This window comes from Streptomyces sp. NBC_00029, assembly GCF_045160505.1.
GTDB lineage: Bacteria > Actinomycetota > Actinomycetes > Streptomycetales > Streptomycetaceae > Streptomyces.
Genome location: NZ_CP108292.1, coordinates 585013 through 609681, shown reverse-complemented (window position 1 = coordinate 609681; position 24669 = coordinate 585013). Strand labels below are relative to the sequence as shown.

Sequence of the window (24669 nt, the reverse complement as noted above, 5' to 3'; positions counted from 1 at the left end):
CCCCGCGTGAGAGACTCGGCGGTCAACTCGCCCAGTCAGAAGGGTCACTTCCCGTGTCGGACGCCACACCGTCCCCGGTCCACCTCAACGAGGTGGTGGAGGCACTCGCGGAGAATCCTGCGCTGCCGCCCGAGCTCGTCCGCCGCCTCTTCGCCCATCGCAACGGCTTCGGCGAGGTCGCCAAGCGCCCGGACCTGACCGACGACATGATCGCCGAGATCATCGCCATCGACGATCACTGGCTCACTCACTCGCTCGCCCTCAACCGCAGCCTCCCGCACGCCTTCCGGATGGCACTGGCCGAGCACCCCGACCCTGCGGTACGCACGGCCGTGGCGTCCAGGGCGGGCGGCGACGCGCACCGGGAGCTGTTCGAGCGGCTTCTCGGCGACGCCGACCCCAAGGTGCGCGGATCGCTGGCGGAGAACGATCACATGCCGGCGGATCTGCGCGCCCTGCTGGCGGCCGACGCCGACCCGGAGGTCCGGGCGACACTGGCCCAATGGTGGTCGCAGGCCCCCGAACCGGTGCGTCGCCGTCTGCTGACGGACCCCAACGACGCGGTGCGCGCAGGCGCCTGCGCGACCTACTACCGGCAGCTGCCCCACCCGGTTCCGCCGGCCGACCTGCTCCCCGCGCTCCTGGCCGACCCGGTCACACGCGCCGGGGCCGTCCGCCACTGCACTCTGGACGCGGACACGGAGCGCCGGCTGGCCCACGACCCGGACGAAGCGGTGCGCAAGGAACTCGCGGAGCATCCCGGCCTCTCGGCTCCGCTGCGCGACCGGCTGGCGGAGGATCCCGACCCGCGGGTCGCGCTCGGGATCTTCGCCCGTCAGGACACCCCGGAACCGACCCGTGCCGCGATCCACGCACGCATCCTGACCGAGGCGCCCCCGGCGGACTGGCTCGACGACGACCAGGAACTGGACGACGACGCGCTCGAACGACAGATCCTGAGCGAGATCGCGCGTCTGGAACTGCGGACGCTGCGTCTGCCGTGGGTGACCGCCGATCCCCTGCCCCACACCGAATCGCCGTACGTCTGCTTCCGTGCCTCGGCCGCGATGTCCGACTCCCTGCCCAGGCCGGTCGCGGCCCGGCTGCTCGACGACGAGGAGAGCAGCGTCCGCACGACGATGGCCCGGCACGCACGTGACCGGATCGATCCCGCCACCGCCGAACGCATCGACCGCAGCCACCGCCCGTACAAGAGGACGCGATGGCGCCCGGCCGACGACTTCCCCCTGCCGGCGGACGTCCTGCGGCGACTGGCCACCGACCCCGACCCGAGAATGCGGAGGCTGGCCCCCCGTGACCCCGACCTGCCGGTGGAACTGCTCCGTGCCCTCGCCGCCGATCCCGACGATTCGGTACGCCACGCGATCGCGACCCGTCCCGGACTCCCGGCCCGGATCCTGACGCGGCTGTTGTCGGACCCGTCGAAACGGGTCGCGGCCACCGCGGCCGGCAACGCCGACCTGCCGCCCGCACAGATGCACCGGCTCATCGCGCTGGCCGGACTGTGACACCGGGCTGCGTCTGTGCAAACGGGTAGGTGCCGGCCGCGGCTGCGGACACCACGAAGGCCCCGCAATCGACTCGGGGCCTTCGTGCACTTCGCTGACCTGTCCCTTCAACGAGCTCGACGGGCGAGAGTCACGGCCTGTCCGCAATCGGATCCGCGAACTGCTCGCCGGCTTCGCCGATACTGGTCGGATGGACGGATCAAGGGCTTCGTGGGTCAACACCACACATGACTGGGCCGACACCGTGGACGCGGACCATCTGGGCCGGATCCGCCGGGAACCGGGAGAGTTCGCTCCGGGCGGGCCGGGACACCTCGTGCTCGAGGTCGTCGCCTACGCCGCCGACGAGGCGGCGAGCAGGGGCGGGGGACGGTGCGTGGTCACGCTGCATGCGGACGGCTCCGTATCGGTGCAGGACGACGGGCGGGGCACCGACACCCGGGTGGACGAGCACGGCCGGGTGGTGAAGAAGCCGGTGATGGCCACCAAGGACCTCCGGTTCTTCGACCACCCGGAGGCGGAGCGGCTGCCGGACGGTCACCCGCGCCGAGGCATGTCCACCGTCGCAGCGCTCAGCGAGTGGCTGATCCACACCAACCGCCGCCTCAACGGATCCTGGAGCCGGCGCTATGAGCACGGCGTCCCGGTCACCGGACTGGAGTCCGTCGAGACGGACGGGACCACGGGCACCTGCGTCCGCTTCCTGCCGGCCGAGGGCCTGCGTTCGCACGGAGCGCTGACCGCGGATGATCCCGCGCGGTGGTCCGGACACTGGCCCGCCCTGACCGTCCGTATCGAGGACCTGCGTGACGGAGCGGACCGGCCAAGTCGGTGACCTCAGCGCGTAGTACTTCCTGTGCCCGTGCAACTGGCGAGGATTTCGCGGTAGTTGCACGGGCGTCTGGATGTGTGGGGCCAGAAGCCCTGTAGCCGCCTCAGCCGGTGATCAGGGTGCCGCCGAGGAGGGGCAGCAAGTGGTCCCAATGGCGCTGCAGTGCGCCGGCGTTGAAGGCATCCGTGTCGGACATGGTGAAGCCGTGAACGGTGCCGGGATAGATCTCGGAGGTGTGGACGACCCCTGCGGCATCCATGGCGTTGTTGAGCTCGTCGAGGGCCGCGGGTGTGATGTCGGTCTCGGCATGTCCCAGGTGGACCCGGGCGGTGAGCGTGGAGAGGAGACGGCGCAGGCCGTCGGGGCCGTCGGCGGCCACGGGGCAGTGGAATCCGGCAACGGCGGCCACCCGGCCGGGGTGCGCCGCGGCAGTGCGCATCGCCAGCAGGCCGCCTATGCAGTAGCCGGTCACCGCGACCGGTCCGGGACCGACCTCGGGCCTGCTGGTGAGGAACGTCAGGTACGCGTCGGCGTCGCTCAGGATGCGTTCGGCGGTGTGCGCCTCGATCATGGGCATCACCCGGGCGAAGATCGCGGGCCGGACCTCTGCCCCGATGTGCTCGGGAAGCTCGATCACCGGTGCCGGGCCGTGCCGGTAGTAGGGGTTGGGCACGAGTACGTAGTACCCGTGCCCGGCCAGTTCGCGGGCCATCTCCCGCAGCACGGGGCGGATGCCGAGGCCGTCCGGGTACATCAGCACCCCTGGGTGCTGCTCGCCGTGCTCGGGGAACGCGGCGAAGGCGTCGGCCTGGCCGTCCGCCGTGGGGATCGACAGCGTTGCGGTGGGCATGAGTTCTCCTGTCGTGGTTGATGTCTGCAGCCTGTGATCAACACGACGGAGGCGGAGCCCGCGCAGCCGCGCCGGCTCCTCGATCGGACAGGGAGCCCGTACCGGCCCCTACCGGGCTCAGAGGAGCACCGGGTCACCAGTCTGTGTGTGGCGCAAGGCCGTCCCGGGAGTCATCGCCGCCCAGCCTAGTTCGCGAAACGATGCCCGCCAACACCCGCGAGCCCGAACCTGGTTGGTGCGCGGTCAGGAAGCAGTGGCCGGGGCGGAGAGCGACAGGACGTCGTCCGCGACCTTCGTCCGCTGTCCGGCCTCCTCGCGGTACAGGGAACCGGTGTTGCAGTAGGTGATGCCGTCGGTCCGCTCCACGGGGCCGTTGCAGTCGGGGACGACCAGCACCATCCTGATGTCGCGGTCCAAGGGGCGCACCACGGTCGCCGGTTGGTCGCCCGCGCTCACCCACCGGTCACCGTCCAGCCGGAACAGCGTGGCCGGGCGGTGCGGCCGCTTCCTGCCGTCCTGCGAATCCTGGCTCTTGTCGCAGGTCCAGGCGGAGATGGTGGCGTACAGATGCCGGTCGGGTCCCCACCACAGGTCACTCACGTCGATCCCGCCGGTGACGCCGTCGATGTAGCCGGGCGGCAGAGCGGCCGACTGGTCGCTGCCGCCGACCTCGCCCTTCGGTCCGAGGACGTGGATGGGGAACGGGGCGGTGCAGCCGCCGGGGTTGTGGCGGGCCGCCACCGCGATCCGCTCGCCGCCCCCGACGGCGGCGAGCGCGGCCGGCATGTAGGCGTTGGAGTCGAAGCGCGGATAGACGGTGATCCCGACGGTGTTGAGGTCGTTCAGGCGCAGCTCCATCCCGGGGTCGCCGCCGGACATCTCGTACTGCCCGGTGAGCACGTGCGTGGGGGTGGAGCCGAGGAGCTGCGGCTGCCAGTAGCTGCCGTTGTCGAGCTCGGTCCGCGGGGCGGTGGGGCGGTCCAGGTCGATGCGGAACGCGCTGGTGGGGCCGGGCTCGTAGGACAGGACCATGACGTCGTGGTCGCCCACCGGGGCGAGGTCGTGGCAGCCGGGGCAGGGCAGCCTGCGCACCTCGCCGGTCCGGGCGTCGACGGTGATCAGCCGGGTGTCGTCGCGCCGGTCGAGCAGCTCGTCGTCGGAGAAGAACGCCACCCGGTGGCCGTCGTGGGTCCACACCACCTTGTTCCGATGCGGGTCGGCAAGGTCGAAGACCCGCGGGACACGGGTCGCCGGCCGGTCACCGCGCACGAGGACCAGTTCCTGCTCGGTGGTGTACGCGTACGGTGTCCCGCCCGCGGGTGCGGCCGTGGGTCCGGCCGTGGCTCCGTTCGACGAGGCCTGGGACGGCCGGCCGTCTGCGGTCCCGCCCTTTCCTTCCCCGGCTCCGCCGCCTGCGCCGCTCCCGTCCGTGGCCCGCGTGATCAGCAGGGTGGCGGCGACGGCGACGGCCAGGACGAGCACCACGAGGGCGGCGAACCGGCCCACAGCGATCCCGCGCGGCCCGGTCATCGGTCCGCTCCCTTCGCGGCCGCGGCGGCCGGGTCGGCGGGGTGCCAGCCGTCGCGGTCCTGCGCGTAGGCCGCGCGGTATCCGGCGGGCGGGCGGCTGCCCTGGGCGGCCGGGGCGGCGGCGGTCAGCTCGAAGGGCTTTCCCTGCCGGTCGATCTGCTGGGTGAGAACCCCGTCCCTGGTGGCCACCACCAGTTCCAGGGTGAACGAACAGCGGTGGCGGGCGCTGATGACACCGACGCTGAGGGTCTCCCGTTCGCCCGGCTCGAGGGTGAGGGTCTGCTCGTCGAAGTAGTTGCGCTCCGTCCACTTCAGGCCCGCGCCGGTGCGGGCCCGCAGCTGCGGATACGGGTCGGCCGCGTCGAGGTCGAAACCGATCGCCACCGTGTCGCTGCCGCCCTGTGAGTGCCCCTCGAAGTGTGTGCCGTCCAGGGGCGGTCCGCACTTCTTGTGCACGTTGATGTCGGTGACCTGGACCTCCTCCGCCGCGTTGCCGCGCAGGGCCACGGTGATGGTGCCGGACTCGGTCACCACCGCGCCGTGCCGGTCGTACCAGGAGGCGAACGCCGCCGAGTCGGGCACGATCCCGGAGCCGAAACGCGCCAGCTCGGCCTCGCTCATCCGCAGGGCGTCCGGCAGCGCGAAGTCCCGTCCCGGCAGGTCGCTCACCGGCCCGGTGACGGAGGCGACCAGCACGGGCGGACTCCCGGACGGGGCGGGGCGGGGCCGGGTGTCCGCCGGGGGCCGGGCCGTGTCGACGTCGCCGTCCGCGTCGCGGCTCTGCCACCACAGGGTGCCGCCGACGGCAGTACCGGCGGCCAGCAGCAGGCAGAGCACGGCGGCGAGCGGGCCGACGGCACGGCCGCCGCGGTCGGTGCTGAGCTGGAAGACGTTGTGCGCCGAGCCCACCGCGAGCCCCCCGTTGCCGGAGGCGTGCGCGCTGCCAGGTGTCCGGTCGGCGCCTCCCAAGACGCCTGAAGTGCTGGGCGTACGGGGGGCGTCGGGATGGTCAGGGGCATCGCCGGCGGGGGTGCCGCCGGAGGCCGGTCCGGTCAGCCCTCGGGCCGGACCGGCAGGGGAGGGGGGCTGAAAGTGACGTTCCCGTTGATCAGGCCCGCGGCGAGCGAGCCCTGCTCGGCGTGGACGCGGATGTCGCCCCGGACGTTCTGGTCACCGCCGGGGGCCGGTGCAGGCGCCGTCTCCCCGGCCACCAGCCCGCTCAGCTCACGGGCGGCGTCCTCGCGATCGGGTCCGTCCAGCTGCTCCAGAGCGGCGGCCACCCGGTCCCGCCAGGTCGCACCGCAGTGTTCCAGCTCGGTGCCGGTCGGCGTACCGGCCTCCAGCAGCCGGTCGGCGCTGCTGTCCAGCTCGCCGAGCACGCTCTCCTCGAGCCGGGCGTCGCCCCGGCCGAACCAGCCAGCGAGCCGGGCGCGCAGGCCCTCCCAGGCGTCGGTGCCCGCGGCGGTCGCCACCGCGGCACCCGCCGCGGCTGCGAGCGTCAGCAGTTCATCGGTCAGCATGGTGCGGTCCCTCCTGCCCCGTGACCGGGCCCGGTCACAGGGGCCCGCTGCCGCCGGGCGCCGGGACGCGGCCCCGGCCCCTCGTACGTCGGCATACGCACCGTAACCGGCCGGGCCCGCGCCGTCAGGGAAACGCCCGCATCGGCAAGGCCGCCAGTGCTGCAGTGTGTTGGCGACGGGCACCCGGGGGCGCGCCCGGCATCGGGGCCGCGGGGGCCGCGTGTCGCACGGCGCCACGGCGAATGCCCTTCGCATGCTGGGGTAGGGGGGATCCCATCAGCCCGACCGAGGAGGTCGAAGTGAGTATCGAGGACGCGTCCGCCAAGCGAGCTCAGGAGATGCGCGACAAGGCCCAGCAGCTGGAGCAGTCCGCCCAGCACGCCACCGATCCCGCAGAACGGCAGCGGCTGACGGAGAAGGCGCTGCACATCCGCGAGAAGAGCGAGCAGATGTACGGCCCGGGCGCCGGCAGCATGGACCCCATGTAGCCCACCGCCGTGCGGCCCGCCGGCCCGACTCCGTGCCGGGCCGGCGGGCCGGGGCGGAAACCGCTACGCCGCCGCGCCCACCGTGGCCGACAGGGCGGTGACGGCCAGGGGGAGTGTGGCGTGGACGTCCGGAGCCTGGGCTCCGGCGCCGGTCCCCAGGGTCCGGCGGGCGTCCGCGCTGGCGGTGACCACGGCCGATGCCGTGCCCGCGTCGCGGCACATCCGCAACGCCCGTACGACGGTGCTCACGCCCGCAGGACTCAGCGCGGCGTCGGTCAGTTCGAGCACGACGGGTGAGGACCGGTGGGCGGCCAGCACGCGGTCGATCGCGCACGCGGTCGTGGCCCGCCTGCCGATGTCGAGGTCGGCCTGCAGTCGGATGATCAGCACACCTCGGTCGGTCACCTTGACGGGCAGCACGGACACTCCTTCTCTACGCGACGCACACCTTCTCTGTACCGGCCGCCTGCCCGGTTCCCGCCGTTGTATGCGCACGAAAGGCCGATCCGGCCTCCGGGCGCCGCCCGCCGCACCCCTGTGACGACGTGCGGTGAAGGGCTCGGGACGGGTCAGGACGGGGGGTGCCATTCCGTGAGGAGGATGGTCGCGTCGTCGCTGAGGCGGTGCTGCTGGTGGGTGAGCAGGTTCTGGAGGAGGCGGCGCAGTGCTTCCGGGCCGGTGTCTCCCGAGGCGGTGGAGCGGATGACGAAATCGGCGAGGCGTTCCTCGCCGAAGAAGGTCCCGTCGGGGGAGTGGGCCTCGGTGATGCCGTCGCTGTAGATCAGGACGCGGTCGCCGGGCTGGAGCCGGACGTGCTGGTGGGGCGGCGCGTCGGGTGTGTGATGGCCGAAGCCCAGGGGGAGGTGGGCGGGCCGTTCGAGGGCCTGGTGCACGACGTGGCCGTCACGGATCAGGAGCGGCGGCGGATGACCGCAGTTGATCCAGGTGAAGTCACCGTGGACGGTGTCGAGTTCGGCGAAGACGGCGGTCATCAGCCGGTCGGGGATCCATTCCATCAGGGTCCGGTCGATGGTGGAGACGATCTCGCGGAGATCTCCCCCGGAGCGGCGGGTGGCGCGGCAGGCGGCCAGGGCGGCGGCGCTGGCGTTCCCGGAGGCGAGGTCGTGGCCCATCGCGTCCACCAGCGTCAGGTGCAGGACCTCGTTGATGAAGGTGTGGTCGAAGGCGTCGCCCCCGATGTCGTACGCGGGCTCCAGCACCGCGGAGGACGTGGCCCGGTCGGTGCCGATGGTCCGAGGCGGCAGGAACGCCCACAGCAGTTCCGCCTGCACGGTCATCGGGCGCGTCCGCTCGCGCTGCACGAGCACGTCGTGGTGGGAGGACTTGGAGACCACCAGCAGTGCGGCCAGACTCGCCAGGGCCCGGCCCGCACCCGCCGGGCCGGCGGCGGCGCGGCCGCCGGCAGCCTGCATCACGCCGATCCGCTCGATGCCGTCGACCATCGGGAACCACGTGGTGTCCTCCGCGCGGGACGACTGGACCTGCTGGGTCCGGTAGGCCAGACCGGCGAGTGACCCGTCGATGCCGAAGCCGTCCCGTTCCTCGGCCGCGAGGTCGGGCTGGGGCAGCGGGATGAGCCGCTGCTGCTGTACGTCGGCCAGGTACAAGCGGCTCCGCCCGATTCCCAGCCGTCGCGCGGCCTCTGCGATCAGCCCCGCCAGCTGCACGGCGGACGCCCCGTGCGAGCGCTCGAGCACCCACGCCAGAACGGGCTCCAGCCCGTCCGGGACCGCCGGGGCGTTCTCGTCCGAGGTCACAGTCGGCGCCACTTCCTCTCGAACCACTCGCACCCCGATTCTCACCGGCCGATCGGGTGCCTGGTGCGTCCCATCCTCGTCGTCCCGCGCGTGCGGCACCGCGCGACACGACGGCCGGGCCCGTGGCCGTCCCGGCCACCGTGTCGCGCGGGCTGCTCACCACTCGGGATGGACGTCGTGACTGTCGTGGCGGATGCCGGACGAGGTGATCCACGGCCGGAAGCGGCCGGGACCGGATTCGTCGTGGGCATAGGTGACCGCCTCGAAGGTCTCGTCGGTGACGATCACGGCCCCGGCGCGCTGAGCACTGCGCAGGGCGTGCGTCCAGTGACGACCGCGGTGGCCGGTGCGGTAGTCGGGGATCTTGCACTGGGACATTGGGTATCACCCCCGGGATACGACCTGGTCCGGCTGGTACTGGAAAACGCATATACCCCGATGTGTGCATGCTGAACGCGCATGCCTGGGGTTGGTGCGGGACCGGCCCGGCCCGGGGCGTGCGAGGCGGGGCGTGTCACCGCCGGACCGCAGGAGCGGCGCGTTCGACCGTGGAGACGACCCGCACCAGTGCCGGCGCGGCGGGCGCCGACGCGAATCCGAACCGCACGGGCGGCACCACCGGAGCGAGCCGGCCGAGGTCGGTCCCCTCGAAGGACGCCGCGGCCGAGGTGATCGGGCGGAGGTCGCGGGCCGCGTACCACTGGCGCCATCCGGGGCGCGAGCTGCCCCGGGTCCGGACGCCGAGCACCAGGCGCGCGGGCCAGCTGGCCACAGCGGCCCACCCCGGCCGGCGGGCGAGGGGCCGGGGTACGGCCCGCAGGGCGAGGCCGAGCGCTCCGCGTCGTCCGACGTCGAAGCGCAGGACCAGGTCCGCGGCGACGACGTCCCACACGGAGCCGCGGCGGTGCACGCTCACCGGCCCCGTCCGGACCTCGTCGAAGTGGTAGACGTCCGCGATGTACCCGGCCGTACGGGAGGTGGGCGCCAGCAGGATGCGGTGCCCGTCGGCGCGCTCCAGCATGACGTCGCTGAACGGCCCGAAGGGCGAACGGGGCCAGTGGCCCACCACCAGGCGGGTTCCGGACAGCGTCCCGACGGCGGCGATCCAGCCGTCGAAGGTCAGCCGTTCACGTCCGTTCGGACGTCCCATCGAAGGGTCCTACGCGTCCGGCTCCTCCTCGCCGGGCTCCTCGTCCGGCTCCCCGTACGATTCCTCGTCCGTTTCCTCCTGCACGATGTGCATCGCGGCTTCCTCGGCCGACGCGGCCCCCGCGTCGATGCCGTGGTCCTCCGCGATGAGTTCCTTGGTCACGTCGGCGTGCGCACCCTCGTCCGGAGCGGTCAGGCGGCCCGCGCGCTCCGTGCCGACCTCCGCGTCCCTGAGCTCGCCCTCGCCCCCGGGCAGATCCCCCAGACCGTCGCCCGGGTCCGGGCCGACCTCCGGGACCTCCTGCGCCAGGCGCTGGTCCAGCGTCTCGCCCTCGCGCTGCTCCGCGGCCGTCGTACCGTGCTTCGTCACCCCGAGCGGCTTCTCCGGAGGGGAGTAGCCCTCGTCCAGCATCTCGTCGTAAGTGCGCTCGTCCACAGCGTTCTGGAGATCCAGCGGCGCCGCGTCCTCCTGCTCCTCGCTGTCGCCGGTGGGCTGGTACACGTCATCCGCCATCGGATCGTCACTCATGGCACTCCTCGTCACACATGACCGCTGATCGATTTCTTCCTCAACGGTATGATCTGCACCTTTCCCGCCCCGGGCGTTTCACGCACACCGGGGCCCGTGTTCCGCGACGCGCAGTCGCCGCCCGCTCACGGTCCCTCCGTCGGCGGCACGGCCTGTTCGGCCCAGATGGTCTTTCCGTCGGCCGTGTAGCGCGTCCCCCACCGGTAGGCCATCTGGGCGATGAGGAAGAGGCCCCGGCCGCCCTCCTCGTCGGTGGCGGCGTGGCGCAGGTGCGGTGAGGTGTGGCCGGTGTCGGAGACCTCGCAGATGAGGTTCTCGTCACGGATCAGCCGGACGTGGACGGGGCCGTCGGTGTAACGGATGGCGTTGGTGACCAGTTCACTGACGATCAGCTCGGTGACGAACGCGTGCTCGTCGAGCCCCCAGGCGCTCAGCTGCCCGGTGACGGCGGCACGGGCGGCGCCGACCATCGCCGGGTCGGCCTCCAGCTCCCAGTCGGCCACGTGGCGCTCGTCGAGCATCCGCGTGCGGACCAGGAGCATGGCCACGTCGTTGTCCACGGGCCCGGGCAGCAGCCTCGCCAGTGCGAGGTCGCACAGCTCCTCCAGCGGGCGCCGGTGCTGGGCGAGGGTCTCGGCGAGGCGGCCGAGGGCCACGTCGGGGTCGTGGCCGACGGAGTGCGTCAGACCGTCGGTGAAGAGGGCGATCAGGCTGCCGGGCGGCAGCTGCATTTCGACGCTCTGGAAGGACTGGCCCCCCAGGCCGAGCGGCGGGCCGGGCGGCAGGTCCGGAAAGGAGACCGTGCCGGTGGCGGCGTCCACCACCGCGGGCGGCCAGCTGCCCGCCCGCGCCATGGTGCACCGACCCGACACCGGGTCGTACACGGCGTACAGGCAGGCCACCGGGGCGACGCCGGAGAGCGGGCCGCCGGTGCCGGATCGTGCTCCGTCCTCACCGAGCTCGCCACCGCGCTCTCCCGCGAGCCCCCTGCCGGGTTTCCCGCCGAGCTCTCCCGCCCACTCCGAGGAGGTCTGGCGGGCCACGTCGTCCAGGTGGGAGAGGAGCTCGTCCGGAGGCAGGTCCATGCGGGCGAGGACGCGCACGCTCGTGCGCAGGAGGCCCATGGCGGCAGCGGCGTGCAGCCCGTGCCCGCGCACGTTTCCGACCACCAGGGCGACGCGCGTACCCGACAAGGGGACGACGTCGAACCAGTCACCGCCGACTCCGGACCGGCTGTCGGCCGGCACGTAGCGGCTCGCCGCCTCGACGGCCGTCTGCGGCGCGAGTCTGCGCGGCAGCAGCCTCCGCTGGAGCCCCAGCGCCGCGGTGTGCTCGCGGGTGACGACCAGCATGAGCACGACGCCGATGAGGAGGGCTCCCAGCCCCACCACGGCCACCCCGCCCGTCGGCCCGAACAAGGGGAGGTCGATGGAGGTCGCACCGTAGGCGGGGTCGGCGTAGACGTGGAAGCCCGCGTAGCAGAACACCGAGAGCATCGTCAGGCCGCCCAGGCCCGGCAGCAGGCCCTTGCACACGAAGTCCTTCGCGCTGCGCCTGAGCACCTTGCGGTAGTACCAGACGCAGGCGAAGCCGGTGAGGCCGTAGTAGAAGGCGATCGCGAGGCCGACCGACTCGATGGAGTCGGACAGTACGTTGCGGCTGGTCAGCGACAGCAGGACGTAGAACGCGATCGACACCAGGCCCATGCCCACCGTCGACCAGGTCGGGGTCAGGTACTTGCGGTGGACGCGGGCGAAACCGGCGGGGACCGCCTTGTGGGCGGCCATCGAGAAGACGGTCCGGGCCAGGGGCAGGATCGTGGTCTGGGTGGAGGCCGCCGCGGAAGTGAGCACCATGAAGATCAGCAGTCCGGTGAGGAACCGGCCGATTCCCTCGTCGCCGAAGACCGCGCTGCCGAGGTCGGAGAGCACGTCATCGGCGTTGTCCGTGTTGGCGAGGCCGATGCCCCCCGTTCCGACGCCCGCGAAGGCCTGCGCCGAGGTGGCGACCGCGACGTAGATGACCAGCAGCAGGACGGTGGAGAGGACCGCGGCCCGCCCGGGGATGTGCGTGCTGTCGGCGGTCTCCTCGTTGACCGTGACGGCGGTGTCCCAGCCCCAGTAGATGAAGACGGCGGCCAGCAGCCCCGCGGTGAACGCCTCGGCGCTGGGCACGAGCAGGGGATTGAACCAGGAGGCGGAGACCCGGATCGCGGTCGCCGGCGGATCCGTGTAGACCCTGGCCATGGCGGTGACGGCGAAGAGGACCAGTACGACCACCTCGACCGTCAGGAGCGCGCGCTGCAGGGCGGCGGAGATCTCGATGCCGACGTACGAGACGGCGGTCATCACGACGATCCACAGCACCCCCGCGACGGTGACCCACAGCCTGCTCTCCGCCAGCGACTCGTATCCGAACAGGCGGTACGTGTAGATGCCGGCGATCTCCGCGAGGTTCGCCATGACGATGACGTCGGCGACGATGATTCCCCAGCCGCCCATCCACCCGATGCGGGGGCCGAAGGCCCGGGTCGCCCAGGTGAAGGTGGTTCCGCAGTCCGCGTCGCCGGCGTTGAGCTCCCGGTAGGCGTAGGCGATCAGCAGCATCGGGATGAAGGCCAGCATGGTGATGACCGGGGCCTGGGGGCCGACCCGCGACACGATGAGGCCGAGCGTGGCCGCCAGGCTGTAGGCGGGGGCGGTGGACGCCACGCCGATGGCCACGGAGGAGGCCAGGCCCAGGGCGCCGGCCTTGAGGCCCTTCTTCCCGGCACCGGGACCCGCGGTGACCGGAGCCGCTTCCTCCACGTAACCACTGGGCGGCGTCACAGCCGAATCACCGTCTTCCTCAGCCGTCCACGGGCCCCGACACGGCATCTTCCCTCAGCACGGGAGGCTGCCGGATCCGACATGCCGCGCGGCGCGACTTCCCCGTGGCCGGTGCCCGAGGACGCCGGCCGGCTCCAGGGGGCACCGCAGGCGCGATGCGTGCGGGCTGCACACAATGCGGTGGGCGGGTGATGCCGCGACCCGGGCAGCGGCGTCTGCACGCTCTGCGGGCTTCCGCCGCCGAGGATGTGCCCGTAGCCCTCCCTTCACCGTCTTTGGAGTCACCACATGCTGGAGCGCACGCTGAAGAAGGACCGCACCAGGGTCACCTTCGTCCTCCCGGCCGACACACCGCCCGGCCCCGTCAGCGTGGTGGGCGACTTCAACGACTGGCAGCCCGGAGTCCACACGCTCCAGCCGCGCAAGGACGGCAAGCGTGCCGTCACGGTCGAGCTGCCCAGCAGGAGCAGCCATTCCTTCCGGTACCTGGCGGCAGGTGACTACTGGTTCAACGAGGAAGCCGCCGGCGACCAGGACGGACCCAACAGCCGCCTCCACACCTAAAGGTTGTTTCACAAGGTGATCGGGTCTCAGGTAGGCGGCTCGCGCCAGCTCGAAGGCGGCTGGTTTGTCCGCTTTCCCGGCCACCGAACGGCATGGCTGAATCGTGTCAAAGCGGACCTGATTCGCGGCCGACGGGGCTTGTGAAACAACCTTTAGCGCGTGTCTCTTTGATGGGTTGGTCAGTTGATCGGATGTGTCTGTCCGATTAGTGATCACTGATGCGATGTGGGACCGGATCGAGCCGCTGATGCCAGCCGATCCGGTCCGTGGACGACGGTGGGCCTACCACCGCCGCACTGAAGCCATCGCCTGTCCGTTCCAGACCGCGCACAAACGGCTGGTCAGATGGGCCGTCGACGGCACCTGGGAACGGATCCTTACGTCCATCCTGGCCGCGGCGGACGCCAACGACGACATCGACTGGACCGTCTCCGTCGACTCGACGATCGTCCGGGCCCACCAGCACGCCGCCGGAGCACTCAAAAAGGGGCGGCGGGGCGCCGGGAGCCGGCCGATCACGCACTCGGACGCACCCGCGGAGGCCTGAGCACCAAGGTCCACCTGGCGGCCGACGGCCGGGCCCGTCCCCTGGCCTTCACCGTCACTGCAGGCCAGGCCGGTGACGCACCTGCCTTCGAGACGGTGATGGCCCTCATCCGCGTACCCCGCACCGGACCCGGCAGGCCCCGGACCGGGCCCGACGCTGTTCTGGCCGACCGCGCCTACTCCTCACGCGCCATCCGGGCCCACCTGCGCCGCCGGGGCATCCGCGCGGTCATCCCTCAGCCGTCCGACCAGATCGGCCACCGCCAACGACGAGGCAGCCATGGCGACCGCCCACCCCGCTTCGACCGCGACCCGCCGGGGCGGCGCGTTCGGGTGCCTGGTGGAGGTGGCCGGGCCGCAGGCCGGCCACGTGGGGGCGGTCGGACCGGCCGTCGCACTCGGCGCAGGCAGTCCTCGTGGCCGGTGACCTTCACGACGCCTCCAGCGCGGTGAGGGCCGTACGGGCCCGCTCCAGGCGCTGGCCTGCCACGTCAGCTCCGGCGCCCGCGCCAGCGAAAATTTGCGACCAGTGCCGTCGCCGCCGGGGGCGTTGTCCATGGCTTCGGCCACGGCGTGCGGGTCGGCCGGTATCTGGGGTGCGAGGTGGCCGAGGTCGGGTCGGAAGGCTCCGGTCTCGATGACGGTGCCCTCAACGTGCGCGGTGGAGCGCATCTGCCTGCGCAGGCCGGCGGCAATCTCCTCGGCCCGGTACTCGTGCTCGTACGGGCCAATCCGTACCGGGTCCAGGTCCGGCCGGTGGAGGATGACCGCGTGGCCGACCGGGTCGGTGTAGCGGACGGGCCGTCCGAGCTGGTAGGCGTAGGCGATCTCGGCGCGGGCGGAGTCGCCGATGTATCCGCCGGGAACCGCCTGAGTTCGCGAATACTGCCTCGGCGCCCCGAACCTGGGCGTTCGTCGCGTGTCGGTTGGCGATCATCGTCGTTCGTTCATCCAGCAGGCAGGGCAAATGTCGCGGCCATCGCGGGTCCGGTGCCATTGGCTGCGGGTTGCGCCACGTCCAGGACCAGCTCACCACCTAGCCCCACCGCCCGGTGTGCCAGCGCCTCCACCTGGACAGTGGTCGTAGCCGGCCCGGCTCCCGCCTCGGATACCGTGGTCCTCTACGGGGTGCCACAACGGATGTGACGCCCCCCACCGGAGGTAGTCAGCGTATGAGTTCAAAGCGCAGCAAGAATCCAGCCCTGCCCGTACTTGACGACGCATTCCGACTCACGTCGGTCAAGGACGCCGAAGAGTCCACCCGTGACTTGGCCGCGCGGCTGGCCACCACCGAGCTGCGCCGCGTTTCCCACCCGGGCCGGGTCACCTGGGAGCCCACCGATCAGGCCGAGCCCGTACCGGTCCCGCCGACTGTGGTCGACGGTGACGGGGACCTGTGGCTGCGGGACCGGGGCACTGGCACCTGGACCATGCCCGAGTTCAACCCGAAGGAGTTCCCGGCCCGCTGTGGCGAGGTTCTGACGTGGAACCAGCTTGCCCGCGAGTTCGGCCCGCTTACCGCACTGGCCGACGACCGCCGCATCGGCGGCGGCCGGCGCTGACCGCGCAGCCTTCCGGGATGGCCGCGCCCCTGAAGCGCCCGATACGGGTAGCTGGGAGCTCCAGCACACCGCCGAGCTCGACGATGGCGGCGTCGTCGGTGATCTCGGCCTGGATGCCGGTCAGGGTCGGGAGGGCGTCGTCGCGGCCCGCGGCGATGGCGACCTGGTGGATCGCCTCGGCGAGGGCGGGCCCGGAGACGGTGCCGCTGGCCTCTGCGGCACGGGGCAGGGTGGGGTACTCCTCCAGCGGGAGGGTGTGCAGGGTGTAGCGGGTGCGGCCGGAGGTCAGGACCAGGCGGCCGTCGAGTTCGAGGTCGACCGGGTAGGTGCCCTAGATCGTGCGGGTGACGTCGGCGAGGAGGCGGCGGGAGACCAGGACGGTGCCGGGGGTGGTGACCTCGGCTTCCGCGGTGGCCTGGGCGCTGGTCTCGTAGCCGAAGGCGGCGACGGCCAGGGCGCCGGTGGTGGCCCACAGCCGGATCGCGGCGAGGACGGGGGCCGGGCGGGCAGGGCTCGGGCGGCGTCGGTGACAGCGGCCGCGAGCGGGGCGAGATCCGTACGGAGCTTTATCGGTGCTCCCTTCAGTGTGAACGGGCGGCAGCCGGGCCTGGGTGCCTGCTGGTGTGCGGGAGAGGTCGGGGGCCCGCTGGCCGTCCGGGCCCCCGGACGGTCAGCGGGGGCTGGCCGCTAAGGCCTGACTGATAGTTGATCTTGCGGCAGGTCGAGGTGAGTTGACGGACGCGGCGTGCGAGCGGATGGAGCCCTTGTTGCCGCAGGTGGACGGGCGTGGTCGGCCGTGGCGTGACCACCGGCAGGTGGTCGATGGTGTGCTGTGGCGGTTGCGGACCGGGGCTCCGTGGCGTGATCTGCCGGGGCGGTATGGGCCGTGGCAGACCGTCTACGAGCGGTTCGCCCGCTGGGAGGCGGATGGCACGTGGGCAGGGCTGTTGGAGCATGTGCAGGTCCGGGACGACGCGGTGGGCCGGGTGGAGTGGACCGTCGCCGTCGACTCCACGGTCAACCGTGCCCACCAGCACGCCGCCGGCGCACGCAAAAGGGGGCCACATACGGGGACGAACGGGAAGATCCGGGCCGCAGGCGCGCCAGGCCCTCGGCCGGTCCCGAGGCGGGCTGACCACCGAGGTCCACCTCGCCGTCGACGGCCGGGGCCTGCCCCTGTCCATCGTGCTCACGCCCGGCAACGTCAACGACGCCATCGCCTTCGGCCGGGTCCTCGACGGGATCCGAATTCCGCGAGCCGACACCGGCCGGCCGCGCACGACCCCGCCCCGGGTCCTGGGCGACAAGGGCTACTCCAGCCGGGCGATCAGACACCTTCTGAGGCGTCGGGGCATCGCCATCACGATTCCCGAGCGCCGCGACCAAGCGGCCAACCGCCGGCGCCGCCGAGGGCGCCTCGGCGGCCGACCACCCGCCTTCGACAAGAAGGTCTACCGCGACCGCAACGTGGTCGAACGATGCTTCGCACGCCTCAAGCAGTTCCGCGCGATCGCGACCAGGTTCGACAAGCTCGCCGACCGCCACCGCGCCGGAGTGGTCCTGGCCTCACTGATCCTCTGGCTCCGCGAACCAGCCCGTGATCATTTGTCAGACACTGCCTAGGTCAGGCTTCCGCGTCCCGGCCCGGGGGTGTTCGCGTGCCCGGGTGATTGCCCGGACCTACGGACCTGTTCCCCAGAGGGGTGGGGGACAGGTCCGCAGGCGCCTCGCCCGCCTCGAGGAGGGTGTCGGCGGCGCCGACGATCAGCGGGTCGGGCCGGCCGACGGCCGCCCCGTCCTTGCTGGCGTAGTCCACGCGGCACAGCAGGCTCCGCATCGCCTCCAGCCGCCCGCGCCGCTTGTCGTTGCTCTTGACCACGGTCCACGGCGCGTGAGCGGTGTCCGTGGCCCGGAACATCTCGACCTTGGCAGAGGTGTAGGCGTCCCACAGGTCCAGGGAGGCAACATCGGTGGGCGAGAGCTTCCACTGGCGTACCGGGTCGACCTGGCGGATCGCGAAGCGGGTGCGCTGTTCGGCGCGGGAGACCGAGAACCAGAACTTGACCAGCAGGATTCCGTCCTCGACGAGCATCGCCTCGAAGGCCGGACACTGGCGCAGGAAGCGCTGGTGGTCCACCTCGCTGCAGAAGCCCATGACCTTCTCGACGCCGGCCCGGTTATACCAGGAGCGGTCGAAGAAGACGATCTCGCCGCGGTCGGGCAGGTGCGCGATGTACCGCTGGAAGTACCACTGCCCGGTCTCCCGCTCGCTGGGTTTGTCCAGGGCCACGATGCGTGCACCACGCGGGTTGAGGCGTTCGGTGAAACGCCGGATGGTCCCGCCCTTGCCGGCCGCGTCCCGGCCCTCGCAGATCACCACCACGCGGGCCCCGGTGTCCCTGACCCAGCGCTGGAGCTTCAGCAGCTCGATCTGCAGGATCCGCTTCTTCCTCTCGTAGTCCGCCCGCCGGATCTTGCGGGTGTAGGGGTAGTTCTCCTGCCACGTCCGGATCGGTGCCCCCGATCCGTCCAGCAGCACCGGCTGCTCCGGCCGGGTCGCGTCCACGCTCAGACCTGCGAGCAGGACGTCCTCGGGCTGCGATCCGCGCTGTTCCTCGGTCATGCCCTGCGTGTACCCCGCACACGGCCTTGATGCCCCGAGCGGTGGACGGCCGCTCGCCGGTCCGGCGCCCGCGCTGAAGGCGGGTTTCGTGAATGGCGCCGCCCCGGCCGGGCAGGCGCCGTACGGATCCGGTGGATCCCGCGGAGGTGAGAGGGCGTACGGCCCGCCCGGCCCGCCCGGTCAGGCCGTCGGGCCCAGGACCCACAGGCGGTGGTCCCAGCCGACGTCGCGGCAGTCGCGCACGACGAGTCCCGCGCGCTCCGCCAGTACGGTCACGTCCTTCACCGAGCGCAGCCCGGAGCCGAACGCCGCCGTCAGCCGCAGGTGGTGCAAGACCGCGTCGATGTCGTCCGGGTCCGCCGCCTCCACCTGCTCGACCAGTACCAGGGCGCCGTCGGCCGGCAGCGTGGCCGCGGCCTCCGTGAGGGTCAGCACCGCGTCCTCGTCCGGCAGCCACTCCAGCAGCCGGCACAGCAGCAGCGTCCGCGCACCCGACGGCACCGGGCGGGTCTGCGCCACGAGCTCCACCCGGGGCAGCACCTCCGGATCCAGGATCTGCTCGCCGAGGACGTCCAGCACCGACGGCAGGGCGGCGATCCGCACCCGCAGGCCGGGGAACTCCTTGACGAGCGCGTTGACCACCGTCCCGGCGCCGTTGCCCGACGCGCCGAGGACGTCCACCCCCGACCAGTCGTAGGCACCGGAGATGCCGGACGCGACCCAGCGTGCCTCGTCCTCGATCGCGGTACGGGCGGAGGCGCCCAGCCGCACATCGGTGCGCAGCGCCTCCGCCAAGGTCTCGCCGGACGCGGTCCGGCAGCCGTTCGCGCCCGAGCGGAGCCGCTCGGCGAGCCCGGCCAGCGACAGGTCGAAGGCCGCCTGGGCGCCGCGCAGGTCGTACTCCTCCAACGAATGGTCGTCCTCGACGAGTTCCTCGCCCACCGGGGTCAGCCGGTAGCCGTCGTCGGCCACCTCGAACACCTCGATCTCCACGAGGAACTTCAGCAGCGCGCCCAGCGTGCGCGCTTCGGTCCCGCTGCGCCGCGCCAGCTCCGCGGTCTCCCGTACACCCTGGTAGACGAGGTCGACCAAGCCCAGCGTGACGGCCACGCGGATCGCCAGCCCGGGGGCCAGGTCGGTCAGTTCGTGCAGCCGCCCGTGCGCGTCCTCGCCCTCCAGGACATCCGGGTGGGCGGGCTCGGCGAGGCCGGGCGCGACCTCGGCGCGGCGCCAGTAGCCGGTGATGTGTGTCTGCTCGCGCGGAACGCCCCGGTCCACCGACAGGTGCCGGCGGATGCCCTTGAGGGTGACGGCCTCCCCGGCCGCCCAGACGAACACCGTGCCCGGCAGCCACTCCATGTCCCGCACCGCGCGCTCCAGCAGATCGCTGCGCCCGGCCGGAATCCCGCCGCGCACCAGCCAGGTGACCTCGGCGTCGGCCCGCGTCGGCAGCTCCTGACGGTGGCTGTCCTCGCCGACCTCGACGAACACCCGCGCCCGGGTGCCCTCGGGCATCTCCTCCAGCCAGCGGCCGATCGCGGGCAGCGCGGTCTCGTCGCCGATCACCAGCAGCCAGTCCGCGCCCTCGGGGTGACCGTGCGACATCTTCGGCCCGGCGATCCACGTCACCTGGCCCGGAGCCGCCTGCTGCGCCCAGGACGAGGCGATCCCGCCGTCGTGCCGGACGAAGTCGAAGTCGATCTCCCCGGCGACCGGGTCGAACCGCACCGGCGTGTAGTCCTTGGAGATCGGACGGCCGTCCGAGGGCCAGTCCAGGCTGCTCACGTTCTGCCGGGGCAGCACCGGATCGCGGCCCTCCTCGGCGAAGAAGAACTTCACGTGGTCGTCGAAGCCCTCGGTGCGCAGCGGCGGGAGGGGCAGTCCCGCGTGCTCGAAGGCGTGCAGCTGAGGCCCGCCGAGGGTCACCCGCCGCATCCCGGGCGTGACGTCCGAGACGCGCAACACCGTCAGCTCCCTGAGCACGATGGGGAAGGTGACGACCGAGCGGGGACTACGGGTGGACATCTGACTGCTCCTTCACATCCGGCCGGTAGATCCGGGTTCGGGTTGCGGCCACGCTACGCCGCCCTGCGCGCCCGGCATCCAACCCGCGGGCCACGGCACTGACACCCCGCGCGCAATCCGCACGCCCGGTTCCACGATCCGGTGCGCACGCTTCGATGCCGCCGCCGGACGCGCTCCTACGGTGGCCACGATGTCCTCCTCGTCCACGCCGCCGCACGCCCCGCCACCACCCCGCCGCCGTCCCTGCTGCGCCGGTGCCCGGCACCCTCTCCGGCCGGCGCCCGGCACAGAACGGCCCGTGGGACTGGACCTCAAGTGCACTTGAGTTCCTACGGTGTCGTACGGCAGGGGATCTCGAAACAGAGAACGGAGCGCATCCGCCATGGAGTACTCGCACGCTGACGCCGAACTGGTCCGGCAGCCCATCGGCTACTGGAGCTGGGCCGCCGCCGAAGCGGTCGTCACCCGGATCAGGACCGCCCTCGCCGAGATCGGCACCACCCAGCCGCAGGCCTGGATCCTGGACCGCATCGCGCAGGCGGAGACACCGCCGACCCGCGACGGCGTGACCGGGGTGCTGAGCGGTTACGCGGCAGCGGGCATCGACGACCTGGACGAGGAGATCGACGCCACCGTGGCCCGGGGCTGGGTCATGCAGGACGCCGGCGGGCACCTCGAACTCAGCGCCGGAGGGAAGGACTTCCACGCCCTGCTCGTCACGACGCAGGCGGAGCTCCGGCAGGAGCGCCACCGGGGCATCCCGGACGAGGAGTACGTGCTCACGCTGAAGGTCCTCCAGCGCTTCATCCACAACACGGGCGGCCACGCCTGGCACCACTGACAGAATCGTGAGACGTGGGCACCGAGGAGGGGTGATGGAGCAGTTCGTGGGGAGAGCGGCGCGACTGATGGTCCGCAACGATGCCGAGGAGCCGCTGGATCTGGCGGTCGAGCCCCGGGGCGATGTCCATCGGATCATGCCCGCTGAGCTCTGTGCCGTCGTCACGCACTCCCTTGCGGGGTATGGCACTTGGCCCGGGACGACGCTCGGGGACGAACCGTTCGAGGTCCAGCACCGGCCCGACTCGCTCACGGTGTGGGCCAACGGCAGCTGCTTCCCTCTTCATGACCGCGAGGGCAACGAGATCGAGCCGTACCTCTACGGAGGGTGCCCCGTCGAGGGCACGGAGGCCTGAAGAGCCCCGGCACGGATACGCCATGGGCCCGCCTCCCACGGGAGACGGGCCTCGGCTGTGTGCACGGGGCTTGTGCCCGGCTTGTGCGGCGGCCTACTGGCCGGCGACGGCCTTCGCGAGCAGCGGGGTGATCTGCTCGACGACCCACGGGGCGCTCAGCGCGTCCGGGTAGGCGATGGCCGAGGACAGCGAGTTGTCCGAGGGGATGACCGTGAAGTGCTTGGTCTTCACCGCGTTCAGCGACTGGAACAGCTTGTTGGACTCCAGCTCGGTCGCGCTGATCACACCGCGGTCACCGAAGGGGTAGGTGACGAGGAGGACGTCGGCGTCGAGCTGGTCGAGGTTCTCCAGGCTCACCGCGTTCTTGTTCGGCGCGTAGTTCTTCGCCTTGTCGGTCTTGGTGAAGCCGAGCTTCTCGAAGACGCCCGGGTCCTGGTCGGCGTAGGACATGAAGCTGATCTGCTCGGGGTGGACGACCGTGTAGGTGTACGTCTTGCCCTTGAACTCGGGGTGCGCGGCGGCGGCGTCCGTCGTGGCCTTCTCGTTCGCGGCGATGACCTCGTCGGCCCTGGCGCTCAGACCGAGGGCCTTCGCCGCCGTCTTGAGGCGGTCCTGCCAGGTCATCGTGTCGGCGTGCGCCTTGTCGGTGAAGGTGACCACCGGGGCGATCGGCTGCAGCTTGGCGTAGTCGGCGTCCATCTCCCAGGTGTTCATGCCCAGGATGACGTCGGGAGCCTCGGCCGCGATGGCCTCGTAGGCGGTGCCGTCGGTGTCGTCGTACGTCTTCAGCTTGCCCGCGCCGAGCTTGTCGATGGCGCGCTGCTTGTACTCGGGCACCTTGCCGCCGTCCTCGACGTCCGGGGTGATCACCGGGACGATGCCGAGGGCCAGCGCGATGGCGGTGTCGCCGTCGGAGACCGTCGCGACCTTCACGGGCTTCTTCTTCACCTCGGTCTTGCCCCACGCGTTGGTGAGGGAGACGGGGAAGCCCGCGGACGCGCCGGCGCCGGCGGCGGCCGGCTTGTCCTTGGCGGGGGCCGGGTCCCCGCCGCACGCGGTGAGCAGGCCGAGGCAGGCGGCGGCCGCGGTGAGGGCGGCGAGGGCGCGGACCGGGCGGCGGCGCGTTCTGTTCAGGACGGACATGATGGTGGTTCTCCTATGCGAGGGTACGACGGCCCAGGGGGAAGATCTGGGGCCGCCCTGAGCGGGGATGGGGGACGACGAGACATTCCAGGCCGAAGACTTCGGCCACGGTCTGCTCGGTGAGGACCTCTTCGGGAGTGCCCCGGCGCACGATCCGGCCGTCGCGCATGGCCACGATCGTCGAGGCGTACAGGGCTGCCTGGTTGAGGTCGTGGGACACCAGCACGATCGTCTTGCCGGCCTGCTCGTTGAGGTCGGCGAGGAGGTCCATGACCTCGATCTGGTGGGCGATGTCCAAGTAGGTGGTGGGCTCGTCCAGGAGCAGCGTGGGCGTGTCCTGGGCGAGCGCGAGGGCGATCCACACCCGCTGGCGCTGGCCGCCGGAGAGCTGGTCGACGGGGCGGTCGATCAGCTCGGCCGTGCCGGTCGCCGTCAGGGCGTCCGCGATGACCTCGTCGTCGGCGGCGGTGCGCCGCTGTCCGAAGCGGCGGTGCGGATGGCGTCCGCGCCAGACGAGGTCGCCGACGGTGATGGATTCGGGGGCGATCGGCGACTGCGGCAGGATGCCAAGGCGCTGGGCCACCTCGCGGGTGGGCAGGGCGTGGATGTCCTGCCCCTCCAGGAGGACGGAGCCGGCCGCCACCGGCAGCAGCCGCGCGACCGACTTCAACAGCGTCGACTTGCCGCAGGCGTTCGGGCCGACCAGCGCGGTGATCCTGCCGGGTTCGATCCCGAGGGACAGCTCCTGGATGACCGGCTTGCGCTCGTACCCGGCGCTGATGCCGCGGGCTTCGAGCCGGAAGCCGGCATCGGGGGAGGCGAGTACGGTTCGTGCGCTCATGCGGTGGCTCCTTGCCTGCGCCGGAGGATCAGCCAGACGAAGTAGGGGGCGCCGAGCAGCGCCGTGAGGACACCCGTCGGGACCGGGCTGATCAGCGGGCCGTGCTGGGCGAGGACATCGGCCCCGAGGACGATGACGGCTCCGATCGGGACGGCCAGGGCGATGGACCGGTCGGCGCCGACCAGGCGGACCGCGATGGGGCCGCTGATCAGCGAGACGAAGCCGATCGGCCCCGTGACACTGGTTGCCAGCGCGGCGGCCGCGGCTCCGACGAGCAGGGCCGCGATCCGGGCGCCGCCCACCCGGGTGCCGAGCCCCTGGGCGAGCTGGTCGCCGAGCGCCATGCTCCCCAGGGAGCGGCCCAGCAGGGCGGCGCAGAGCCCGCACACGGCGAGCGCGCCCGCCAGCGTGGACACCCCTTCCCAGGTTGCGTCGTTGACGCTGCCGACCAGCCAGCGCATCACCTGGGCGATCCCGTGCTGCCCGGCCACCGTGAACAGGTAGTTCACGTAGGCGGTGCACACACCGCTGAGGCCGATGCCCACGAGGATCAGGCGGTACGTGTCCATGGTCCCGCGGCGCCTGCTCAGCGCGAGCACCATCGCCACGAGGGCGAACGCCCCGCCGAGACCGGCCAGGGAGGCCCCGAAGGGGACAGCCGGGGCGAACAGCAGCATCGTGGTGGCGCCGGCTCCGGCGCCCGCCGCGATGCCGACGATGTCCGGGGTGGCCAGCGGATTGCGCAGGAGCCGCTGGTACAGGGCGCCGGCGAGACCGAAGAGCGCTCCGGCGAGCAGCGCGGCCAGTGCGCGCGGCATCCGGATCCGGAAGATCACGTAGTCGGCGAGTCCGGTGCGCATCCCGAAGGCGGCGGGCAGGATGTCGCCCGCCGGGATCCGCTTGACCCCGCCGAGGAGCACCGAGGTGACGAGCAGGGCGAGCAGCATCAGGACGAGTGCGCAGGCCACCAGGGTGGCGCGGCGGACCCCGGCCCGGTGGGCGCCGCGCAGCCGGGCGACGGTGGCGGTCCTGAGCGCGGCGGCGGTGTCACGGGCGGTGTCGCGGGTGGTATCGCGGGAGGGGTCCACGAACGTGGCCCCGGGAGTGCCCGGTTGATGCGGCTGCCGAGGGGGCTCC

At 72.1% G+C, this 24669-nt stretch carries 24 protein-coding genes and 1 pseudogene; 9 read left to right on the top strand and 16 right to left on the bottom strand.

Going from position 1 to position 24669, the window contains the following annotated elements:
• Nucleotides 1-53: 53 nt before the first annotated feature.
• Nucleotides 54-1529, top strand: a complete 1476-nt coding sequence (locus tag OG753_RS02975; RefSeq protein WP_405786976.1) for a hypothetical protein — start codon at nucleotides 54-56, stop codon at nucleotides 1527-1529.
• Between the two features lie 190 nt (nucleotides 1530-1719).
• Nucleotides 1720-2364 (top strand): ATP-binding protein, encoded by a 645-nt coding sequence (locus tag OG753_RS02970; RefSeq protein ID WP_405786975.1) that lies wholly within the window; start codon nucleotides 1720-1722, stop codon nucleotides 2362-2364.
• A 100-nt stretch (nucleotides 2365-2464) separates the two neighbouring features.
• Here OG753_RS02970 and OG753_RS02965 read toward each other — a convergent pair whose 3' ends face one another.
• The 4 genes from OG753_RS02965 to OG753_RS02950 form a co-directional block, all read right to left on the bottom strand.
• Nucleotides 2465-3211 carry a dienelactone hydrolase family protein gene (locus OG753_RS02965; RefSeq protein ID WP_405786974.1) on the bottom strand — a complete coding sequence of 249 codons (747 nt, stop codon included), beginning with the start codon at nucleotides 3209-3211 and terminating at the stop codon, nucleotides 2465-2467.
• Between the two features lie 243 nt (nucleotides 3212-3454).
• Nucleotides 3455-4741 carry a hypothetical protein gene (locus OG753_RS02960; RefSeq protein ID WP_405786973.1) on the bottom strand — a complete coding sequence of 429 codons (1287 nt, stop codon included), beginning with the start codon at nucleotides 4739-4741 and terminating at the stop codon, nucleotides 3455-3457.
• Nucleotides 4738-5709: a hypothetical protein gene (locus tag OG753_RS02955; protein ID WP_405786971.1), complete on the bottom strand. Its 972-nt coding sequence runs from the start codon at nucleotides 5707-5709 to the stop codon at nucleotides 4738-4740. Before OG753_RS02955 ends, OG753_RS02960 begins: the two co-directional genes overlap by 4 nt.
• Nucleotides 5710-5792: 83 nt before the next feature.
• The gene (locus OG753_RS02950) at nucleotides 5793-6260 is read right to left on the bottom strand and encodes a hypothetical protein (protein ID WP_405786969.1); all 468 of its coding nucleotides are present in this window, start codon (nucleotides 6258-6260) and stop codon (nucleotides 5793-5795) included.
• 299 nt (nucleotides 6261-6559) lie between these two features.
• On the opposite strand from OG753_RS02950, the gene OG753_RS02945 reads away from it, so the two are divergent.
• Complete coding sequence (locus tag OG753_RS02945; RefSeq protein ID WP_327260506.1) at nucleotides 6560-6748, top strand: DUF6381 family protein; 189 nt, start codon at nucleotides 6560-6562, stop codon at nucleotides 6746-6748.
• A gap of 63 nt (nucleotides 6749-6811) precedes the next feature.
• On the opposite strand, the gene OG753_RS02940 is transcribed toward OG753_RS02945, so the two are convergent.
• From OG753_RS02940 to OG753_RS02915, 6 genes are all read right to left on the bottom strand, one after another.
• The gene (locus OG753_RS02940) at nucleotides 6812-7168 is read right to left on the bottom strand and encodes an STAS domain-containing protein (RefSeq protein WP_327260505.1); all 357 of its coding nucleotides are present in this window, start codon (nucleotides 7166-7168) and stop codon (nucleotides 6812-6814) included.
• A 149-nt stretch (nucleotides 7169-7317) separates the two neighbouring features.
• Nucleotides 7318-8526 (bottom strand): PP2C family protein-serine/threonine phosphatase, encoded by a 1209-nt coding sequence (locus OG753_RS02935; protein WP_327260504.1) that lies wholly within the window; start codon nucleotides 8524-8526, stop codon nucleotides 7318-7320.
• Between the two features lie 156 nt (nucleotides 8527-8682).
• On the bottom strand, nucleotides 8683-8904 hold the full coding sequence (locus tag OG753_RS02930) for a hypothetical protein (RefSeq protein ID WP_327260503.1): 222 nt from the start codon (nucleotides 8902-8904) through the stop codon (nucleotides 8683-8685).
• Between the two features lie 136 nt (nucleotides 8905-9040).
• Complete coding sequence (locus OG753_RS02925; RefSeq protein ID WP_327260502.1) at nucleotides 9041-9676, bottom strand: hypothetical protein; 636 nt, start codon at nucleotides 9674-9676, stop codon at nucleotides 9041-9043.
• Between the two features lie 9 nt (nucleotides 9677-9685).
• Entirely contained in the window at nucleotides 9686-10204 is a 519-nt protein-coding gene (locus OG753_RS02920; protein ID WP_327260501.1) for a DUF5709 domain-containing protein, read from the bottom strand.
• 125 nt (nucleotides 10205-10329) lie between these two features.
• Nucleotides 10330-13032: a SpoIIE family protein phosphatase gene (locus tag OG753_RS02915; protein ID WP_405786967.1), complete on the bottom strand. Its 2703-nt coding sequence runs from the start codon at nucleotides 13030-13032 to the stop codon at nucleotides 10330-10332.
• 288 nt (nucleotides 13033-13320) lie between these two features.
• Between OG753_RS02915 and OG753_RS02910 the strand changes: the two genes are divergently transcribed.
• The 3 genes from OG753_RS02910 to OG753_RS02900 all read left to right on the top strand — a co-directional run bounded on the left by OG753_RS02910 (nucleotide 13321) and on the right by OG753_RS02900 (nucleotide 15704).
• Nucleotides 13321-13596, top strand: a complete 276-nt coding sequence (locus OG753_RS02910; RefSeq protein ID WP_327260499.1) for an isoamylase early set domain-containing protein — start codon at nucleotides 13321-13323, stop codon at nucleotides 13594-13596.
• Nucleotides 13597-13789: 193 nt separating this feature from the next.
• A protein-coding gene (locus OG753_RS02905) for an IS5 family transposase (RefSeq protein WP_405786966.1) occupies nucleotides 13790-14595 on the top strand; the annotation gives its coding sequence in 2 pieces (ribosomal slippage) (nucleotides 13790-14075 and nucleotides 14075-14595; 807 coding nt in all).
• A gap of 719 nt (nucleotides 14596-15314) precedes the next feature.
• Entirely contained in the window at nucleotides 15315-15704 is a 390-nt protein-coding gene (locus tag OG753_RS02900) for a hypothetical protein (protein ID WP_030773773.1), read from the top strand.
• A gap of 331 nt (nucleotides 15705-16035) precedes the next feature.
• Here the strand turns inward: OG753_RS02900 and OG753_RS02895 are convergent, their stop codons facing one another.
• Nucleotides 16036-16305, bottom strand: a complete 270-nt coding sequence (locus OG753_RS02895) for a hypothetical protein (RefSeq protein WP_405792514.1) — start codon at nucleotides 16303-16305, stop codon at nucleotides 16036-16038.
• A gap of 154 nt (nucleotides 16306-16459) precedes the next feature.
• Here OG753_RS02895 and OG753_RS02890 point away from each other — a divergent pair.
• A pseudogene (locus tag OG753_RS02890) lies at nucleotides 16460-17327 on the top strand (IS5 family transposase).
• Between the two features lies 1 nt (nucleotide 17328).
• Here the strand turns inward: OG753_RS02890 and ppk2 are convergent.
• Together ppk2 and OG753_RS02880 are read right to left on the bottom strand one after the other, a co-directional pair.
• A complete protein-coding gene (gene ppk2, locus OG753_RS02885) occupies nucleotides 17329-18327 on the bottom strand; it encodes a polyphosphate kinase 2 (protein ID WP_327260497.1) in 999 nt (332 codons plus the stop codon).
• Nucleotides 18328-18507: 180 nt separating this feature from the next.
• Complete coding sequence (locus tag OG753_RS02880) at nucleotides 18508-20352, bottom strand: SIP domain-containing protein (RefSeq protein ID WP_405786965.1); 1845 nt, start codon at nucleotides 20350-20352, stop codon at nucleotides 18508-18510.
• Nucleotides 20353-20734: 382 nt separating this feature from the next.
• Here OG753_RS02880 and OG753_RS02875 point away from each other — a divergent pair, with 382 nt between their 5' ends.
• Nucleotides 20735-21193, top strand: a complete 459-nt coding sequence (locus tag OG753_RS02875; RefSeq protein ID WP_405786964.1) for a MarR family transcriptional regulator — start codon at nucleotides 20735-20737, stop codon at nucleotides 21191-21193.
• A gap of 34 nt (nucleotides 21194-21227) precedes the next feature.
• Nucleotides 21228-21548 (top strand): hypothetical protein, encoded by a 321-nt coding sequence (locus OG753_RS02870; protein ID WP_405786963.1) that lies wholly within the window; start codon nucleotides 21228-21230, stop codon nucleotides 21546-21548.
• A 93-nt stretch (nucleotides 21549-21641) separates the two neighbouring features.
• On the opposite strand, the gene OG753_RS02865 is transcribed toward OG753_RS02870, so the two are convergent.
• Genes OG753_RS02865 through OG753_RS02855 form a run of 3 tightly spaced genes read right to left on the bottom strand, consistent with a single transcriptional unit; the run spans nucleotide 21642 to nucleotide 24620 of the window.
• Complete coding sequence (locus tag OG753_RS02865; protein WP_405786961.1) at nucleotides 21642-22691, bottom strand: ABC transporter substrate-binding protein; 1050 nt, start codon at nucleotides 22689-22691, stop codon at nucleotides 21642-21644.
• A 13-nt stretch (nucleotides 22692-22704) separates the two neighbouring features.
• A complete protein-coding gene (locus tag OG753_RS02860; RefSeq protein WP_327260492.1) occupies nucleotides 22705-23532 on the bottom strand; it encodes an ABC transporter ATP-binding protein in 828 nt (275 codons plus the stop codon).
• Nucleotides 23529-24620, bottom strand: coding sequence for a FecCD family ABC transporter permease (locus OG753_RS02855; RefSeq protein ID WP_405786960.1), 1092 nt, complete (start codon nucleotides 24618-24620; stop codon nucleotides 23529-23531). Before OG753_RS02855 ends, OG753_RS02860 begins: the two co-directional genes overlap by 4 nt.
• Nucleotides 24621-24669 lie beyond the last annotated feature (49 nt).